We start from the raw sequence: 17,083 nt of genomic DNA, 5'->3' as shown, positions 1-17,083 counted from the left end.
AAGCAGCAGGTGCCGCTGCGTGACTCGGCAGCGGCTTCTCCCAAGTAAGAGCCCGCATCCACCGAAGTGGAGAACGCGGATTTGATGAATTTTTTCTGACAACCCACGGCCATGTCGACCTCAGCGACTGCCAACCCGCACGGTGTCGCCTTCGCGCCGCACCACGAAGCGCGGGTCGCGCTCGAGGAAGGCCTGCAGCGCACCGATGCGATGCGCGTCCAGGCTGCCGGACAACCGCGCCGACGCCGCACCTTCATCCAGCACCCGCACCTGCACCTGGTTGTGGCGGTTGAAGGCGGCGGCCACCTCATCCAGCCGCTCGTCCAGGAAAGAGACCTTGCGTTGCTGCCAGTCCAGCAGCATCGACAACGGCACATCCAACGACTCGACCGCATGGCTGCGCGCGTCGACCTGCACCACCTGGCCTTTACCCAGTTGTGCAAGACGCCGCGCATCCGCACCGTGGCTCCACACTTCCACCTCGCCGGAAACCACACCGATGCGGGTGCCCTGCAGCCGTCGCGACACGTCGAACACCGTGCCGATATCGCGGATCTGCAATCCGTTCACCTGCACCTCGAACGGCCGTCGGTCCTGGGCGATGTCGAACGTGGCCTCGCCCTGCAGCAGCTCCACCCTGCGGCTGAACCCGCCCATGCGCACCCGCAGGCGGCTGTCCGCGTTGAGCCGCACCTGGGTCTGGTCGGGCAGCACCAGGTCGCGAATTTCTCCATGTCCGGCGCTGTAAAGCTGCTCGGTAGGCATCAGCTGCGGAACCAGGCCCACGCCGAGCAGGGCGATACAGGCTGCGGCAGCCGCCACCCACCAACGCGTGCGACGGCTGTGCGGCGCACTGCGCAGCGGGGCCTGTGCGTGTCCGAACAGCGGCACGACCTTGGCAGCGGCCTGCTGTGGCGGCACCGAGGCCTCTTCAGCCAATGCCGATTGCAGCGCCTCACCAACCTGCCGGTGCAGTGCGAGCGCGTGCATATAGGCGCGCACATGCTCCGGCGAGCGCTTCATCCAGTCCAGCAACGCAACCCGCTCGGCTTCGCCCAGCACGCCCTCGCGATTGCGCTGGAACCAGTCCATGGCCTCGCTGGCGATCACGTCGTCGGCCGCACCCGATGGATTCCGTTTCATGTGAGCTCCCTGGCGCCCAGCGCCTTCCTGCAGGCGTCCAGCCCCTTGCCGATATGCTTGCGCACCATGTGCACCGAGACCTGCAGCTGCTGGCTGATCGCCGGGCAGTCCAGCCCGTCGCGATAATGCAGCTCCATCACCCGCCGCGTGGTCGCCGGCAGCCGTGCGATGGTGCTGCGGATATCGCTCCAGCGCTGCGCGCGCTCGAATTCGCCTTCGATGTCTTCTTCGCTCTTCAACACTTCGGCCAGGAGGTCGACGTCCTCCAGCGGCGGCAGCGACGAACGCGCGCGCGCGTGCTCCCGTGCAAGATTGGCGGCCACGGTGAACAGGTAGGCTTCCGGGTTCTCGACCGCGTCGGCATGCTCACCGGTGCTGCGCAGCAGCCGCAGGTAAACCTCCTGCGCCAGATCCTCGGCATCTTCGCTGGCAGAACCCCGGCGCAGGAAGAAGCCGCGCAGCAGCCGCCGCCGCAGCGCATAGCTCTTCTCCCAGATCCTCACGCTGTTCACGGCCGGCCAACCACCCCAAGGCTGGAAAGCCCCGCAGGGTGACGGCCATCGATGACAGTGGCGTTTCAACTGCCGGCACGCAGCCGCTAGAATGCCGCCCCTGCAGTTTCCAGCAGCCGGCACAAGGAGTGCCCCCCCCATGAACGCCCGCACCGCCATCAACACCCTCAGCAGCCTGCTGTTCCTGCTGCTGGTCGCCCACACCACCGCCTACCAGCAGCAGATGTGGCCGCCCAGCCGTGTCGTCCACGTGCATCCGGTGGTCGTCGCCCTCGCCTACGCGCTGGGCCTGCTCACCGTGCTGCTGTGGATCGGAGGACGCCGCTTGCCGGAACGCTGCCAGCAGCTCTCGGGCTGGCTGCCGATCGTGGCCTGGTGCCTGCTGGGCATTGGTGTGGCGGTCATCCCGATGTTCTTCCCGGGCCTGTCCCCGGCCTGATCAGCGGCCGCACCCAGCACGCCCGCCCATGATACGGCGCGCCGTGCCAACCCTTGCTTGCCAGAGACCCAAGCCGGGCCCGCCTATCGAAGCCGGGGGGCCGGGCCTACGCTTGTCTTCTCGGCGGCCGCCACGGTCGCCCTTCGCGTCACGGCCCCGCCGTTGCGACCCCGCTCCAGTGCTGTGCGCCCTGCCGGTGTTGTCGCCCAGGCAGAAGTCCGACCGGCGCCCTCTGGAGACAGTCATGAACCAAGCGCTCATTCCCTTCGATACCGATCCGCTGGAAACCCGCGAGTGGCGTGAATCACTGGAAGCGGTGATGCAGACCGGTGGCCGGCCGCGCGCGCACTACCTGATCGACCAGCTCAGCGAGCTGGATGCACAGCAGCACGGCGACCTGCATACCCGTGCCTGGACCGCCTACGTCAACACCATCCCGCCCGAGCGCCAGCCGGCCTACCCGGGTGATCTGGCCATCGAGCGCCGCCTGAACGCGATGATCCGCTGGAATGCGATGGTGATGGTGCTGCGTGCCGGCAAGCATTCCAACGTCGGTGGCCACATCGCCACCTACCAGTCGGCGGCAGTACTGTACGACGTGGGCTTCGATCATTTCTTCCGTGGCCGTACCGACACCTTCGACGGCGACATGATCTACATCCAGGGCCACTCCGCGCCGGGCATCTATGGCCGCGCGTACGTGGAAGGCCGCATCGATCCGGCGCGCATGGACAACTTCCGCCGTGAAGCCGGGCGCGAAGGCCTGTCCTCGTATCCACACCCGCGATTGATGCCGGAGTTCTGGCAGTTCCCCACCGTGTCGATGGGGCTGGGCCCGCTGACCGCCGCCTACCAGGCGCGCTACATGCGTTACCTGGAATACCGCGGCCTGAAAGAACACCAGGGCCGCAAAGTCTGGGCCTTCCTCGGCGACGGCGAGATGGACCAGCCCGAATCGCTGGCGGCGATCTCGCTGGCCGGCCGCGAGCGGCTGGACAACATCGTGTTCGTGGTGAACTGCAACCTACAGCGCCTGGACGGTCCGGTGCGTGGCAACGCCAAGGTCATCCAGGAACTGGAAGGCACCTTCCGCGCCGCTGGCTGGAACGTGATCAAGCTGATCTGGGGCAGCGGCTGGGACGACCTGCTGGCCCGCGACCACAGCGGCCTGCTGCGCCAGCGCATGATGGAATGCGTGGACGGCGACTACCAGACCTTCAAGTCGCAGAACGGTGCCTACGTGCGCGAGCACTTCTTCGGTCGTTACCCCGAACTGCTGGAGCTGGTCGCGCACATGAGCGACGACGACATCTGGGCGCTGGCGCGTGGTGGCCATGATCCGCAGAAGGTGTACGCCGCCTACCAGCAGGCAGTGAACACCAGCGGCCGGCCCACCGTGATCCTGGCCAAGACGGTCAAGGGTTTCGGCATGGGTGAAGCCGGTGAAGGCCAGAACATCAACCACCAGCTGAAGAAGATGAGCGCCGACGCGGTGCGCGCCTTCCGCGACCGCTTCAACCTGCCGGTCAGCGACGACCAGCTGGAGGACATGCCGTACCTGCGTCCGGAACCGGGCAGCGCCGAAGCCATCTACTTCGCCGAGCGCCGCCGCATCCAGGGCGGGCAACTGCCCGCGCGCCTGGCCAAGGTCGATCCGCTGCCGCTGCCGCCGCTGTCGATCTTCAACACCCAGCTGCAGGGCAGCGGCGATCGCGGACAGTCCACCACCATGGGCTTCGTGCGCATTCTCACCAGCCTGCTGAAGGACCCGGAACTGGGCAAGCTGGTCATTCCGATCGTGCCCGATGAATCGCGCACCTTCGGCATGGAAGGCCTGTTCCGCCAGATCGGCATCCACTCCTACCTGGGCCAGCTGTATACCCCGCAGGATGCCGGCCAGCTGAGCTACTACAAGGAAGCCAAGGACGGCCAGATCCTGCAGGAAGGCATCAACGAATCCGGCGCGATCTGCTCGTGGATCGCCGCCGGCACCGCCTACAGCAACCACGGCCTGGCGACGATCCCGTTCTACATCTTCTACTCGATGTTCGGCCTGCAGCGCGTCGGTGACCTGGCCTGGGCCGCCGCCGATGCGCGCACCCGCGGCTTCCTGCTCGGCGCCACCTCCGGCCGTACCACGCTGATGGGCGAAGGCCTGCAGCATGACGACGGCCACAGCCACGTGCTGTCGTCGGTGATCCCAAGCTGTGTGTCCTACGACCCGACCTACAACTACGAGCTGGCGGTGATCATCCACGACGGTCTGCGCCGCATGTACGTCGAGCAGGAAGACATCTACTACTACATCACCGTACTCAACGAGAACTATCCGCAGCCGGCACTGCCCGAGGATGCCGAAGCCGGCATCCTGAAGGGCCTGTACCTGCTGCACCCGGCGGCCGCCGACAGCGACTCGCAGCCACGCGTGCAGCTGATGGGCAGCGGTTCGATCCTGCGCGAAGTGGAAGCCGCGGCAGAACTGCTGCAGCAGGACTTCGGCATCGCCAGCGATGTGTGGAGCGCGACCAGCCTGACCGAACTGCGCCGCGATGGCCTGGCCGCCGAGCGCTGGAACCTGCTGCATCCGGCCGAGGAGCCCCGCGTGCCCTACGTGCAGCAGTGCCTGCAGGGCCATGAAGGCCCGGTGGTGGTGGCCACCGACTACATGAAGATCGTCGGCGACCAGATCCGTCCCTTCATCAACGACCGCCGCTTCACCGCACTCGGTACCGATGGCTTCGGGCGCTCCGACACGCGTGAGTCGCTGCGCACGTTCTTCGAAGTGGATCGCCACTTCATCGTGCTGGCCGCCCTGAAGTCGCTGGCCGACGAAGGCCGCATCGAGCGCGCGCGGATGCAGGACGCCATCGACAAGTACGGCATCGACACCGGCAAGCGCGACCCGGCTGCGGTGTAAGGCTGCTGCATTCACCACGCCCGTTCTACGGGCGTGGTGCCGGCGGCAACGCTAGGGCATTCGCTTGAACAGATTGGTCTGCAGGATCGGCGTACCGTCGTGGCCGTAGAACGCCTTGGTCTCGGTCATCGTCGAGCGGTCGGCCGCCACGGTATAGATACGGGTGGAGGCCGGCGTGCCGTGGTCCACCAGCTGCATCACCAGGGTGTTCGGCGCTGGCAGTTTCAGGTTGGCCTTGTCTGCGCCATAGGTGCCGGACAAGGGCCCCGGCGTGCCATCCAGCGCCAGCGTGCCGTCGGACTTCATGGTCTTGCCGTCGTGCAGGACGATGTCCACGTGTGAACTCCAACGCCCCGCACCGGCGTCCTTGAACTCCAGCACCACGTGCTTCGGGCGCTGCGCTTCGGGTAGCGCGGACGTGGCGATATCCAGCGACCAGCGCCCCAACAGCGGCGAAGGAGATGCCTCCATTGCCAGCGCCGGAACGGCAGGAAGTGAAAGCGCAGACAACAACACAGCGGACAACAGCTTCATACGTTGCTCCGTTCCCGTGAAGAGGATGCTGCGTGAAGCACTGTGGGGCGCAGCATCCGGATCCTGCACAGCATCGGCGCCCCGCACAAGGCAGGGCGCTGAACGGAGGGCAACGCCGTGCCTTAATAGCCAACCTTCACAGTGAACATCACGTTTCGCGGCGCGCCGTACCAGCCCTGGTTGTAGAAGCCGATCTGCGAGTAGTAGTGGCGGTCAAACAGGTTGTTGATGTTGACCGCCGCCGACACATTGGAACTGAACTGATAGCGCGCCATCAGGTTCACCAACGCGTAGCTGGGCTGCTCCACCGGCACACGGCGATTCCCTGGCGCGGTGGCGGTCTGGTACATGCGGTTCTGCCAGTCCACGCCACCGCCGATCGTCAGCCGGTCCCAGGCACCCGGCAGCCGCCAGGTGGTGAACAGCTTGAACAGGCTGCGCGGCTTGGCGGTGTTGATCGCCCGTCCCTGTGCATCCTGCGCGATGACGGTGGTGAAGCTGGTACCCAGGCTCCAGCCCGGTAGCGGCTCGCCGGCCAGCTCCAGTTCCAGGCCGTCCACGGTTGCGCCCTTCACCGCGCGATAGGCCGCCTGCGTGCTGCCATCGACCAGCCCGCCGGTGGCTTCGGCCAGGTTGTCCTGCTGGGTGCGGAACAGCGCCGCCGAAGCATTCAAACGCTCCTGCAGCCAGCTGCCCTTGAGGCCCAGCTCATAGCTGCGGCCACTGACCGGATCGAGGATCTGCCCGGATTCGTTGCGGTTGTTCTGCGGCTTGAAGATGCCGGTGTAGCTGGCGTACACGCTGCTGTAGCCGTTGAAATCCCAGACCACGCCTGCATACGGTACGAACTCGTTGCGGTAGCGGTACTTGCGCTTGGCACCGAAGTAGACCTGGTCGGTTTCCCAGTTGCTCAGGCGGCCACCAACGATCACGTGCAGTGGATCGGCCAGAGACAAGCGCGCCACCGCATAGGCACCGCTCTGCTGGTTGTCCAGGTCATCGGCCTGGGTCTTGCTGCTGGCCCACATCGGCTCAGGCGTGCCCGGCCCATGCCAATCCAGATAGCTGGCCAACGGCGGCAGCGGCGCCAGTGCGCGGTACTGCCCCAGCGCTATTTCATCGCGTGAGCGCGACCAGCCGATGGACGCAGTGTGCTGGCGGCCGAACAGCTGAAACGGTCCGGACAGGCTGGCACTAATCGCTTCGCGGCGCACCGGACCGTCGTAGCGGGTGAAGCTGTTGCCATTGGGCATGGCACCAGTGACCGGGTCGGGATAGCCACCGCGATAGAGATGCTTCATCTCCATGTCGGTATGCGATCGGCTGTAGGAGACGCGCGCCTGCCAGTCGTTGCTGAAACGATGGTTGAAGTCGAAGAAGCCATTGCGGGTGTCGGTGGTCATCCGTGCCCACGGCGCGGTGGCTGATACCGAGCGGTCGAAACGGGTGCGCGTGCCATCGGCGTTGAACAGCGCGAAGCCGCTGCCGAAGCCACGGTTGTCGTTGCCCTGGTAGGAGATGCCGGCGATCAACCCGGTCTCCTCGCCCAAGTCCACGCTGACCACGCCGTAGAGCGTCTTCACCGTACTGTCCAGGCCAGCGGTGTAGCTGTCGCCCTCTGCCTGCGCGGCCACCAGGCGACCACGCACACGCCCTTCCCGGCTCAGCGGGCTGGACACATCCACCCAGGCGCGCCGTGCGTCCCAGCTGCCGAGGCTGATGCCACCACTGGCAGCGAACTCGCGCAGCGGGCGCTTTCGCACGTAGTTCACTGCCGCCGAGGGATTGCCGGCGCCGGTCATCAGGCCGTTGGCGCCGCGCACGATCTCGATGCGGTCATACACCACCATGTCCAGGTTGTTCTCGCCGAAATTCCACGGCGACAGCACCGGCATCACCACGCCATCGAACTGGTAGTTGTCGATGTCGAAGCCGCGTGCGGAGAACGAGTAGCGGTTGGCGTCGCTGCGCGTGACCGAGATGCCAGGTGCGGTCGCCAAGGCATCGGCGGTGCTGAGCAGGCCACGGTCCTCGATCTGCTGGCGGGTGACCACGCTGACTGATTGCGGGGTCTGCCGCGAGGTCAGCGACAGTCCGGTCGCCGTGCCCATCGAGTCGGTGGTGTAGGAACGCGACGTTTCGGTGCTGCCATCGAGGTCGGCCGTGACCTGCACGGTTGGAAGCTGGGAAGGCGTTACGGACGGAGTGCGCTCGGCGGCGTGGGCAGCGTTGAACAGCGCCAGGATCGTGCCGATGGCGCTAGCCAGGGCACACGGGCGGAAACAGGCAGGCATGGGAGATCCAGCGGGAAGGAAAGGCTGGATGAGAATTATTGTCATTTGAGCGTGAGCGTACGTATGCGCGGACGCAGCAGGCGTATGCGCACTGCCGACGGTGGTCCGGACTCAGCGAAGCTCGCTGGGCGCGATGCCGTAGCGCGCGCGGAATGCGGTCGCGAAATTGGTGGCGTGCCGGTAGCCGACGAAATGTGCGGCCTGCTGCACGCTGCAGCCCTGCCGCAGCTGCTCGCAGGCCAGCTGCAGGGGCCGCTCGCGCAGCCAGGCGAACACCGAACACCGGTGCACCTGCTGGAACTTCAGCCGCAGGCTGCTCGGGCTCATGCAGGCCAGCCGCGCCAGATCCTCCAGGCTGTGGTCAGCCGCAGGTGATGCCTGCAGGCAGTCGATCACCCGTTGCAGCATGCGGCGATCACGTGCTGAAACACGCTGGTCCGGCGATGCCTCCTGGGCAGGCGCACCCAACGCCATCGCCAGCATCTGCAGGCCCACACCCTCGCACAGCAGCGCATGCATTGCGCCCTGCCAGGTCCCCGACAGCAACTGTTCGGCGGCATGTTCAAGATGCGCGGGTACCTGCCAGCTGTGCAGCCGCCGGCGACCATGGCGATGCGCCTGCAACAGCAGTTCGCTGATCACCGGATCATCCATCTCGGCCGGTGCATCCAGCGAGACATTCAGACTGCGCATCCGTTGACCGGCCGGATGAATCGCAGTCATCGGCGTGGCATCGGCCAACACCATCGCGCCGGCGCCGCGGTTCATGCCGATCACAGCCTGCCCTTCCAGGCGTGCTCCGGCACGACCTTCCAGCATCACGATCGCAGCGAACGGCGGGGGTGCCTCCGAAGTCGCCTCGAACGGCTGATGCGCGACCACGTCCGACAGCGCCAGGCTGATGCCAGGGCGCAAGCAGCGCTGTTCCACCCTGCCCTCGACCACGCACAGCGCCCCCGAATCCGCGGCGGACGCAAGTGCAGGCAGCCGATAGCGGAAGCCGCTGCTGCGGCCCAGGCGGTCCAGGTCGGCGAGGGTGAGGCTGTGCATGGTGCGCCCGTGAAGAATCACCCGCCATTCTCATATGAGAACCGTTCTCATATCCAGCCCTGGTGGCAAGGCCCAATCCGCCCTTGTCGATACAAAGAGTTACGTTATAACATTTCACATCAACTTCACGGATCGTGTCATGCGCCGCCATCTCCTTGCTGCAGCCATTCTGTTCGCCGTCCACACCGCCCAGGCCGCGGACGAACCCACCCTCCCCACCCTCCAGGTCCAGGCCTCCCAGCCCTCGCGCATCGACAGCCGGGTCACCGTCGACAATCCGCAGGCGCAGAACCGCACCCTCGGCGGCCTGCTCGAACACGTCTCCGGTGTGCAGAGCAGCGCCTTCGGGCCAAACGCGGGCGCTCCGGTCATCCGCAGCCTCAGCGGCAACCGTGTGCAGATCCTGCAGGACGGCCAATCGATTCTGGGCATGAACGCGATCAGCGGTGACATCAACATCCCGTTCGATCCGCTGTTCGTACGCAGCGTCACCGTCAACAAGTCTTCCGACACCGTGCGCTACGGCGGCAATGCGATCGGCGGCAGTGTTGAGATCGATTCGGGCCTGATCTCCCGCAGCATGGAAGACAAGGACCAGTCGATGGAACTGGTCCTGCGCAAAAGCTTCAACGCGGCCGACGCGCAGGGCTTCCGCATGAACTTCAACAACCAGCGCAACATCTCCACCAACCTGCAGGTGTCGCGACAGCGGATCTCGCACTACGACATCCCCGGCAACAGCAAGGCCAGCGTCTGCAACACCGGACTGTTCCCGGCCGGCGGGGGCGTCAACTCGGCACTGGCCGACGCCTGCCAGAAAGAGGCGCGCGTCCAGCAGCTCTACAACAAGGCCTCGCAGCCGTACATCGACCAGTTCATGACCGAGAACCCGGACTGGGCCGATGGTGATTTCTCCTTCTACACCAACAATCCGACGTCGGTCTGGCAGCGCCGCACCTACATCAATCCGGTCAACCCGGCCTACGTGCCCGGCACGCCGTCGTATGTGCAGAAGCAGATCAACAACGATGTGACGCCCGACTACCATCACCGGCTGGGCAACAGCTATGCGCGCAACAGTCAGGTGGCCTTCGGCTCGACCCTGTTCTTCGACCGTGGCTACGTGGGTGTCAGCATTGATGCCAAGGACAGCGAGTACGGCGTTCCAGGCTTCTCGATGCAGAACCTGTCGTTCGGTTCCAACTATGCCGATGGCCTGCCGGTGGGCGTGGTGATCAAGCAACAGCGCTACGCGCTGGAAGCCCTGCTGCGTGATCCACTACCGTGGTTCGAGCGCGCGGAACTCCGCGTTTCCAAGCTGGACAACACCTCAGGCGAGCGGCTGGGCGCCACCAAGGCCAACGACTACGATTTCGAGAGCACCCAGGCCGAGCTGCTGCTCAGCCATCAACGCATCGGTCCGCTCAGCGGCCTGCTCGGTTTCAGCCATCAGTCGCGTGATGTCACCGGCAGTGGTTCTCAGCGCTACCTGCCGGACGTGGACACCCGCAGCAATGCGGTGTTCCTGAAGGAAACGCTCGACTTCGGCTGGGCCAGTTTCGACGCTGGCGTGCGTCACGAGCGCGTTGACCATGACCTGCAACCAAGCCGCTTCAAGACCGCGCGCAATGCCGCCAACACCAAACTGCAGGACCGCGACTACCGGCTCAACAGCTACAGCCTGGGATCGTATGTCGAGCTCGGTCCGTTGTTCGCGGCCAAGGTGCGCTACTCGTCCTCGCAGCGCGCACCGGAGATCAACGAGCTGTATGCGAGCAATGCTCACTATTCGGTGATGACCCAGGAAGAAGGCAACCAGAACCTCGAACCGGAGCGCGCGAAAAACCTGGAACTGACCGGCCTGTTCCACCTCGGTGGTTTCGAGCTGTCCGCCACCGCGTACCGGATGAAGTACGAGAATTATCTCTACCTCGGCTACTCCGGCCTGCAGACCGCCAACCGCCTGCCACTGAAGTACTGGAAGCAGACCGACACCACGGTGAAGGGCTTCGAGATCGATGCTTCGCAGGCATTGGACCTGGGCCGCTTCGGCACGTTGAATGTGTCCGCCTTCGCCGACCTGGTGAAGAACAAGGCCGACCGCCCCGATTCGCTGCGTGCCCACAACGACGGCGAGTACCTGCCGAACATGCCGACCAACCGTTACGGCGCCAACCTGCAGTGGCAGCGCCAGGGCTGGAAGGCACAACTGTCCAGCACCTACTACGACACGCAGAAGTACCTCGGCCGCAACGTCAGTGAGGAAGTGCCGCTGGATGCATTCAACCTGGTCGACCTGCAGGTCAGCCGCGAACTTCCAGTGCGCAACAGCTACATCGCCGGCGTGGAGGTGTTCGTCAACGGCAGCAACCTGCTCAATGAAGAAGCACGGCCGCACAACTCGCCGTTGAAGTACATCGCACCGTTGCCCGGGCGTGGCTTCCAGGTGGGTGTGACGGTGAAGCTCTGACAACCGGATGCATCGGTACACGCCTGCAGGCAGACGGCCTGCAGGCGTCGTCCATCGCACCCCCTGCGTGGTTGCACCACGCTCCCCGGTTGATTCACCATCGGCAGAGAAGGAGAGCGTGATGAACTGGAAGCATGCGGTTTCACTGGCACTGTTGTTCTCCGTTTCATCAGGCGCAAGTGCTGCGTCTGCGATCACCTACGACAAGGATGGCCGCTACGGCTATTCGATGAACCAATCTTCCCTCACCACTGCGATGCAGCAGTCGCTGCACTACTGCGCAGCGCGATCGCGCAATTGCGGTCAGTCCGCCAGCACCAGCAGCGAAGGCTATTCGGCCATAGCGACCGGCACGATTGCGTTGGGCTTTGCACTGGGTGAGAAGACCGCGGACGCCGCGCAGCGGAAGGCCGAAAGAATGTGCAGGGAACGTGCCAACGACTGCACGCTTGCCTTGCTGTGGCGGGAAACCCCAACTCGCTATCTTGAACCGCCACAGCTGCCCGGTGCGCCCGCTCCGGCACCAGCGGCGACGCCCGCGCCCATGCCAACGCCTGCCATCCGCACCGATCAGCCAGGATAGCCAGCTCCACGCCGGCTGTACTTTCGAGTGTCGGATAAAGAAAAACGCCTGCAGATCGAGGATCTGCAGGCGCTTCTTTGTATCTGGCGGAGTGAGAGGGATTCGAACCCTCGATAGAGCTTTTGACCCTATACTCCCTTAGCAGGGGAGCCCCTTCGGCCACTCGGGCATCACTCCGGGGTTTTCTCCGCGTCTGGTGCGTTGCACCTCAGCGGGGCGTGAATCATAACGTTAATCGAGTGCGAAGGTAAAGCGTTATTCGGCAGAATTTTCGCTACCGGTGCCACCGGCTTCGTCACCGCGCTGGATGCGCTGATAGATCTCTTCGCGATGCACAGCGACGTCCTTCGGCGCGGTGATGCCGATACGCACCTGGTTACCCTTGACGCCAAGCACGGTGACGCTCACCGAGTCTCCGATCATCAGGGTTTCGCCGACGCGGCGAGTCAGGATCAACATTTTTGTAAGTCTCCATGGAACCGTGTGGAAGGGTATCCCCCACCGGCTTGACGCTCCGTCAAGAAGCGCTACCACGACAAAGGGAAAAGATTCGCAATGGTACCGTCAGCCGTCCCGCTCCTACAAGGAGGGGGACGGCCAGGTTCATCACAGGCGGGGGCTGACCCATTCGACGACTGCAGCCAGCGCAGTGGCAAGGGCGGGCCCGTCCTCGCCACCACCCTGGGCGAGGTCCGGGCGTCCGCCGCCCTTGCCCCCGATCTGACCGGCGATATGGGACAACAGTTCCCCGGCCTTGACCTTGCCCATTGCGCTGCCGTTCACACCCGCGACCAGGGCGGCCTTGCCGTCCTGGGCGCCGGCCAGCACGATCACCGCATCGCCCAGCTGCTGCTTCAGGCGGTCCATGGCGTCACGCAGGGCCTTGGCATCGAAGCCCTCCAGGCGGGCAGCCAGCACCTTCACGCCGGCAACCTCGACCGCCTGGCCGGACAGATCGGCCGTGGCACCGGCGGCAACCTTGGCCTTCACGGCTTCCAGTTCGCGCTCCAGCTGCTTCTGGCGCTGGCCGAGGGCACGGATCTTCTCGACCACGTCGGCAGCGCTGCCGCCGAGCAGGTCGGCGGCTTCGGCCAGGCGGGCCTCTTCGGCGTCCACGTAGTCCAGGGCGCCCTGGCCGGTGACCGCTTCGATACGGCGCACGCCAGCGGAGACACCGCCCTCGGAGGTGATCTTGAACAGGCCGATGTCGCCGGTGCGGTTGACGTGGGTACCGCCGCACAGCTCGGTGGAGTAGTCACCCATCTTCAGCACGCGCACGTGTTCGCCGTACTTCTCGCCGAACAGGGCCATCGCGCCGAAGTCCAGCGCTTCCTGCATGCCCATGGTGTGCACTTCGGCAGCGTTGTTGGCACGCACCTGCTGGTTGACCTTGCGCTCGATCACGGCCAGCTCTTCCGCGCTGATCGGCTGGAAGTGCGAGAAGTCGAAGCGCAGGCGGTCCGGCGCCACCAGCGAGCCCTTCTGCTGCACGTGGGTGCCCAGCACTTCGCGCAGGGCGGCATGCAGCAGGTGGGTGGCGGAGTGGTTGAGGATGGTGGCGCCACGGCGCTCGCCATCGACCTGGCCGGACAGCACGTCACCAACCTTCAGGCCGCCTTCGGACAGGATGCCGACGTGGCCATGGAACTGGCCGGCGAACTTCTGGGTGTCTTCCACCACCAGGCGCACGCCGTTGCCGGTGAGCACGCCGGTGTCGCCGACCTGGCCGCCGGACTCGGCGTAGAACGGGGTCTGGTTGGTGATCACGATGACCGCATCACCGGCATCGGCCGACTGCACCGGACGACCGTCCTTGAGCAGGGCCAGCACGGTCAGGCCGTCGGCCTGCAGGCGGTCATACCCCAGGAACACGGTCGGGCTGAGGGTCGCCACCAGCTCGGCCGGCAGGGTCACGCCACCACCGAACTTGCCGGCCGCGCGCGCGGTCTCGCGCTGCTGCTCCATCGCGGCGTCGAAGCCGGAAATGTCGACGGTCAGGTCGCGCTCGCGGGCGATGTCCTGGGTCAGGTCGAGCGGGAAGCCATAGGTATCGTACAGGCGGAACGCGTCAACGCCGGGAATCACGCCATTGCTGGCCTTGCCGGCAACGTCTTCGAAGATCTTCATGCCGGCGTCGAGGGTTTCAGCGAAACGCTCTTCTTCGGCCTGCAGCGCACGGGTGACGGTGTCCACCGCCGCCGGCAGTTCCGGATAGGCCTCGCCCATCTGCTCGACCAGGGTCGGCACCAGCTTGCTGAAGAACGGCTGGCGCACACCCAGCATCCAGCCGTGGCGCAGGGCGCGGCGGATGATACGGCGCAGCACGTAGCCGCGGCCTTCGTTGGACGGCAGCACGCCGTCGACGATCAGGAACGAGCAGGCACGGATGTGATCGGCGATCACACGCAGCGACTTGTTTTCCAGGTCGGCGGTGCCGGTCAGCTCGGACGCCTTGCGGATCAGCGCCTGGAACAGGTCGATCTCATAGTTGGTGTGCACGTGCTGCAGGATCGCCGCCAGGCGCTCCAGGCCCATGCCGGTATCCACGCACGGTGCCGGCAGCGGCACCAGGGTGCCATCCGGCTGGCGGTCGAACTGCATGAACACCAGGTTCCAGATTTCGATGAAGCGGTCGCCGTCCTCATCCGGGGAGCCCGGGGGGCCGCCGGCGATATGGTCACCGTGGTCGTAGAAGATCTCGGTGCACGGGCCGCACGGGCCGGTGTCGGCCATCTGCCAGAAGTTGTCCGAGGCGAACGGTGCGCCCTTGTTGTCGCCGATGCGCACGATGCGCTCTTCCGGCACGCCAACCATGTCGCGCCACAGCGCGTAGGCCTCGTCGTCGGTCTGGTAGACGGTGACCAGCAGGCGCTCGGCCGGCAGCTTCCAGACCTGGGTCAGCAGCTCCCAGGCCCAGGCGATCGCGTCCTTCTTGAAGTAGTCGCCGAACGACCAGTTGCCCAGCATTTCGAAGAAGGTGTGGTGGCGTGCGGTGTAGCCGACCTGGTCGAGGTCGTTGTGTTTGCCGCCCGCGCGCAGGCAGCGCTGCACGTCGGCCGCGCGCACGTAGCTGCGCTTCTCCGCGCCAAGGAACACGTCCTTGAACTGCACCATGCCGGAGTTGGTGAACAGCAGGGTCGGATCATTGCCCGGCACCAGCGGCGCCGACGGCACGATGGTGTGGCCTTTGCCCTTGAAGAATTCAAGGAAGTCGCTGCGGATCTGGGAAGTCGTGAATTTGGCGGATGCGTTCATTGGGGGCTGGCAGTCTGCGGGCCGGCGGGCCCGGACCACCGGCCGCGTTGGCCAGGGTCACGAGGGACCGCCGAAAACCTAAAGGGTATCAGGCCCGGCGCCGCCAGTCTCAGTCATCCGGGTCGTAGCGGGTTGCGCGGCGGATGCTGTCGCCGTCGAAGCCCCGTCGGGCCAGCAGATCGGCGGCCTTGCGCCGCTGCGTCAGGTCCTGCGGGCCGGCCTCGCCAAAGCGTCGGCGGACCAGATCACGGGCGTTTTCCTGCCAGTCGCCTTCGTAGCTGTCCATCGCTGCGGCAATCGCGGCACTGTCCAGGCCGTGGGTCCCCAGCTCGGCGCGGACATGGATCGGCCCATAACCGGTGTTGGCGCGCATCCTCACCAGGTTCTCGGCAAAACGGGTGTCGTCCTGCCAGCCGGCCTCGGTCAACTTGGCGACAGCGGCCTGCGCGGCTTCGTCTTCGATGCCACGGGCGGTCAGCTTGCGGGTGAGTTCCTTGCGCGAGTGCTCGCGGCGGACCAGCAGGCCCAGCGCCCGTTGCACGGGGGTCTGCTCACGCGGCCGGCGCTTGCGGCCGGTCGGAATGTCTTCGGCGTCGGACATGGGTACTCCAAGGGTGGCGCCATCCGTGGCGCCCAGCCCATCCCTGGGCGATTCGAACCTGCGGGACAGGGCGACGTCACTGACGGCGCCACCCTGCCCCACAGCAAGCCTTATTCGTCTTCGCCTTCGTCGTCGCCTTCCTCGCGGGCCGCTTCGGCCGGCTGGAATTTCTCGCGCAGCTCGGCCTCGAGCTTGGCGGCGACAGTCGGGTTGTCGCGCAGGTAGCCGCGGGCGTTGTCCTTGCCCTGGCCAATGCGTTCTTCACCGTAGCTGTACCAGGCGCCAGCCTTCTCGACCAGCTTGGCATCCACACCCATGTCGATCAGCTCGCCTTCACGGCTGATGCCTTCGCCATACAGGATCTCGGTGATGACCTGCTTGAACGGAGGTGCCAGCTTGTTCTTGACGACCTTGATCTTGGTCTGGTTACCGATGATCTCGTCACCCTTCTTGATCGCGCCGATACGGCGGATGTCCAGGCGGACCGAGGCGTAGAACTTCAGCGCGTTGCCACCCGTGGTGGTTTCCGGGCTCTGGCCCGGCATCATCACGCCGATCTTCATGCGCAGCTGGTTGATGAAGATCACCAGGGTGTTGGAGCGCTTGATGTTGCCGGTCAGCTTGCGCAGCGCCTGGCTCATCAGGCGGGCCTGCAGGCCCGGCAGCTGGTCGCCCATCTCGCCTTCGATTTCGGCCTTCGGGGTCAGCGCGGCGACCGAGTCGATCACCAGGATGTCGACCGAACCCGAACGGACCAGCATGTCGGCGATTTCCAGCGCCTGCTCACCGGTATCCGGCTGCGACAGCAGCAGGTCGTCCACGTTCACGCCCAGCTTGGCGGCGTAGATCGGGTCCAGCGCGTGCTCGGCGTCGATGAAGGCCGCGGTACCGCCCATCTTCTGGCATTCGGCGATGGCCTGCAGGGTCAAGGTGGTCTTGCCCGAGGATTCCGGCCCGTAGATCTCAACGACACGGCCCTTCGGCAGACCACCAATGCCCAGCGCGATGTCGAGCATCAGCGAACCGGTCGGGATGGCTTCGACGGGTTCGACCACGCGGTCGCCCATGCGCATCACCGAGCCCTTGCCGAACTGCTTTTCGATCTGGCCCAGAGCTGCAGCGAGGGCGCGCTTCTTGTTCTCGTCCATCGGATTGGTCCTTGCAGAGGTCGTGTCGTTGGAGGTGCTGTCTTTGGGGGTCTTCTTTGCCATGGGTTCACTTTAAGTCGGACGTATCGCACAGGCTGAGATTCTGCCCGGCGCTCTGAAAAGAATTATCGGACATC

Annotated in this window: 13 protein-coding genes and 1 tRNA gene; 4 read left to right on the top strand and 10 right to left on the bottom strand. The window is 65.3% G+C overall.

The window, feature by feature from the left end:
- Nucleotides 1-120: 120 nt before the first annotated feature.
- Both ACSYS9_RS08305 and ACSYS9_RS08300 read right to left on the bottom strand, forming a co-directional pair.
- Nucleotides 121-1,143 (bottom strand): FecR family protein, encoded by a 1,023-nt coding sequence (locus ACSYS9_RS08305; protein WP_071229253.1) that lies wholly within the window; start codon nucleotides 1,141-1,143, stop codon nucleotides 121-123.
- On the bottom strand, nucleotides 1,140-1,655 hold the full coding sequence (locus tag ACSYS9_RS08300; protein ID WP_032128424.1) for an RNA polymerase sigma factor: 516 nt from the start codon (nucleotides 1,653-1,655) through the stop codon (nucleotides 1,140-1,142). Before ACSYS9_RS08300 ends, ACSYS9_RS08305 begins: the two co-directional genes overlap by 4 nt.
- A gap of 139 nt (nucleotides 1,656-1,794) precedes the next feature.
- On the opposite strand from ACSYS9_RS08300, the gene ACSYS9_RS08295 reads away from it, so the two are divergent.
- Both ACSYS9_RS08295 and aceE read left to right on the top strand, forming a co-directional pair.
- A complete protein-coding gene (locus ACSYS9_RS08295; protein ID WP_071229252.1) occupies nucleotides 1,795-2,094 on the top strand; it encodes a hypothetical protein in 300 nt (99 codons plus the stop codon).
- Between the two features lie 244 nt (nucleotides 2,095-2,338).
- A complete protein-coding gene (gene aceE, locus ACSYS9_RS08290; protein WP_149908636.1) occupies nucleotides 2,339-5,011 on the top strand; it encodes a pyruvate dehydrogenase (acetyl-transferring), homodimeric type in 2,673 nt (890 codons plus the stop codon).
- Between the two features lie 51 nt (nucleotides 5,012-5,062).
- Here aceE and ACSYS9_RS08285 read toward each other — a convergent pair whose 3' ends face one another.
- From ACSYS9_RS08285 to ACSYS9_RS08275, 3 genes are all read right to left on the bottom strand, one after another.
- Nucleotides 5,063-5,545 (bottom strand): hypothetical protein, encoded by a 483-nt coding sequence (locus ACSYS9_RS08285; RefSeq protein ID WP_049422682.1) that lies wholly within the window; start codon nucleotides 5,543-5,545, stop codon nucleotides 5,063-5,065.
- Nucleotides 5,546-5,667: 122 nt separating this feature from the next.
- Complete coding sequence (gene fauA, locus ACSYS9_RS08280) at nucleotides 5,668-7,839, bottom strand: TonB-dependent alcaligin siderophore receptor FauA (protein WP_071229250.1); 2,172 nt, start codon at nucleotides 7,837-7,839, stop codon at nucleotides 5,668-5,670.
- Nucleotides 7,840-7,950: 111 nt separating this feature from the next.
- On the bottom strand, nucleotides 7,951-8,889 hold the full coding sequence (locus ACSYS9_RS08275) for a helix-turn-helix transcriptional regulator (protein WP_071229249.1): 939 nt from the start codon (nucleotides 8,887-8,889) through the stop codon (nucleotides 7,951-7,953).
- A gap of 139 nt (nucleotides 8,890-9,028) precedes the next feature.
- Between ACSYS9_RS08275 and ACSYS9_RS08270 the strand changes: the two genes are divergently transcribed.
- Nucleotides 9,029-11,359, top strand: a complete 2,331-nt coding sequence (locus ACSYS9_RS08270) for a TonB-dependent receptor (protein WP_071229248.1) — start codon at nucleotides 9,029-9,031, stop codon at nucleotides 11,357-11,359.
- Nucleotides 11,360-11,480: 121 nt separating this feature from the next.
- Nucleotides 11,481-11,942: a DUF4189 domain-containing protein gene (locus ACSYS9_RS08265; protein ID WP_071229247.1), complete on the top strand. Its 462-nt coding sequence runs from the start codon at nucleotides 11,481-11,483 to the stop codon at nucleotides 11,940-11,942.
- A gap of 84 nt (nucleotides 11,943-12,026) precedes the next feature.
- Here the strand turns inward: ACSYS9_RS08265 and ACSYS9_RS08260 are convergent.
- The 5 genes from ACSYS9_RS08260 to recA form a co-directional block, all read right to left on the bottom strand.
- Nucleotides 12,027-12,119 (bottom strand) — tRNA-Ser (locus ACSYS9_RS08260).
- A 78-nt stretch (nucleotides 12,120-12,197) separates the two neighbouring features.
- Entirely contained in the window at nucleotides 12,198-12,401 is a 204-nt protein-coding gene (csrA, locus tag ACSYS9_RS08255; protein ID WP_004152909.1) for a carbon storage regulator CsrA, read from the bottom strand.
- 147 nt (nucleotides 12,402-12,548) lie between these two features.
- A complete protein-coding gene (gene alaS / locus ACSYS9_RS08250; protein WP_071229246.1) occupies nucleotides 12,549-15,197 on the bottom strand; it encodes an alanine--tRNA ligase in 2,649 nt (882 codons plus the stop codon).
- A gap of 109 nt (nucleotides 15,198-15,306) precedes the next feature.
- Complete coding sequence (gene recX / locus ACSYS9_RS08245) at nucleotides 15,307-15,798, bottom strand: recombination regulator RecX (RefSeq protein ID WP_005409024.1); 492 nt, start codon at nucleotides 15,796-15,798, stop codon at nucleotides 15,307-15,309.
- Nucleotides 15,799-15,908: 110 nt separating this feature from the next.
- On the bottom strand, nucleotides 15,909-16,946 hold the full coding sequence (gene recA, locus ACSYS9_RS08240) for a recombinase RecA (RefSeq protein ID WP_005412937.1): 1,038 nt from the start codon (nucleotides 16,944-16,946) through the stop codon (nucleotides 15,909-15,911).
- Nucleotides 16,947-17,083 lie beyond the last annotated feature (137 nt).

This window comes from Stenotrophomonas sp. STK17_22, from assembly GCF_051983905.1.
In the GTDB taxonomy this organism is placed as follows: Bacteria; Pseudomonadota; Gammaproteobacteria; order Xanthomonadales; family Xanthomonadaceae; genus Stenotrophomonas; species Stenotrophomonas maltophilia_A.
Note: the sequence above shows the minus strand (reverse complement) of the source record. Positions and strands in the feature narration are given on the sequence as shown.

Excerpts from the sequence above, each read along its gene's own strand:
- ACSYS9_RS08305 (WP_071229253.1), bottom strand. The coding sequence starts at position 1,143 with ATGAAACGGAATCCATCGGGTGCGGCCGACGACGTGATCGCCAGCGAG.
- ACSYS9_RS08295 (WP_071229252.1), top strand. The coding sequence starts at position 1,795 with ATGAACGCCCGCACCGCCATCAACACCCTCAGCAGCCTGCTGTTCCTG.
- aceE (WP_149908636.1), top strand. The coding sequence starts at position 2,339 with ATGAACCAAGCGCTCATTCCCTTCGATACCGATCCGCTGGAAACCCGC.
- ACSYS9_RS08285 (WP_049422682.1), bottom strand. The coding sequence starts at position 5,545 with ATGAAGCTGTTGTCCGCTGTGTTGTTGTCTGCGCTTTCACTTCCTGCC.
- fauA (WP_071229250.1), bottom strand. The coding sequence starts at position 7,839 with ATGCCTGCCTGTTTCCGCCCGTGTGCCCTGGCTAGCGCCATCGGCACG.
- ACSYS9_RS08275 (WP_071229249.1), bottom strand. The coding sequence starts at position 8,889 with ATGCACAGCCTCACCCTCGCCGACCTGGACCGCCTGGGCCGCAGCAGC.
- ACSYS9_RS08270 (WP_071229248.1), top strand. The coding sequence starts at position 9,029 with ATGCGCCGCCATCTCCTTGCTGCAGCCATTCTGTTCGCCGTCCACACC.
- ACSYS9_RS08265 (WP_071229247.1), top strand. The coding sequence starts at position 11,481 with ATGAACTGGAAGCATGCGGTTTCACTGGCACTGTTGTTCTCCGTTTCA.
- csrA (WP_004152909.1), bottom strand. The coding sequence starts at position 12,401 with ATGTTGATCCTGACTCGCCGCGTCGGCGAAACCCTGATGATCGGAGAC.
- alaS (WP_071229246.1), bottom strand. The coding sequence starts at position 15,197 with ATGAACGCATCCGCCAAATTCACGACTTCCCAGATCCGCAGCGACTTC.
- recX (WP_005409024.1), bottom strand. The coding sequence starts at position 15,798 with ATGTCCGACGCCGAAGACATTCCGACCGGCCGCAAGCGCCGGCCGCGT.
- recA (WP_005412937.1), bottom strand. The coding sequence starts at position 16,946 with ATGGACGAGAACAAGAAGCGCGCCCTCGCTGCAGCTCTGGGCCAGATC.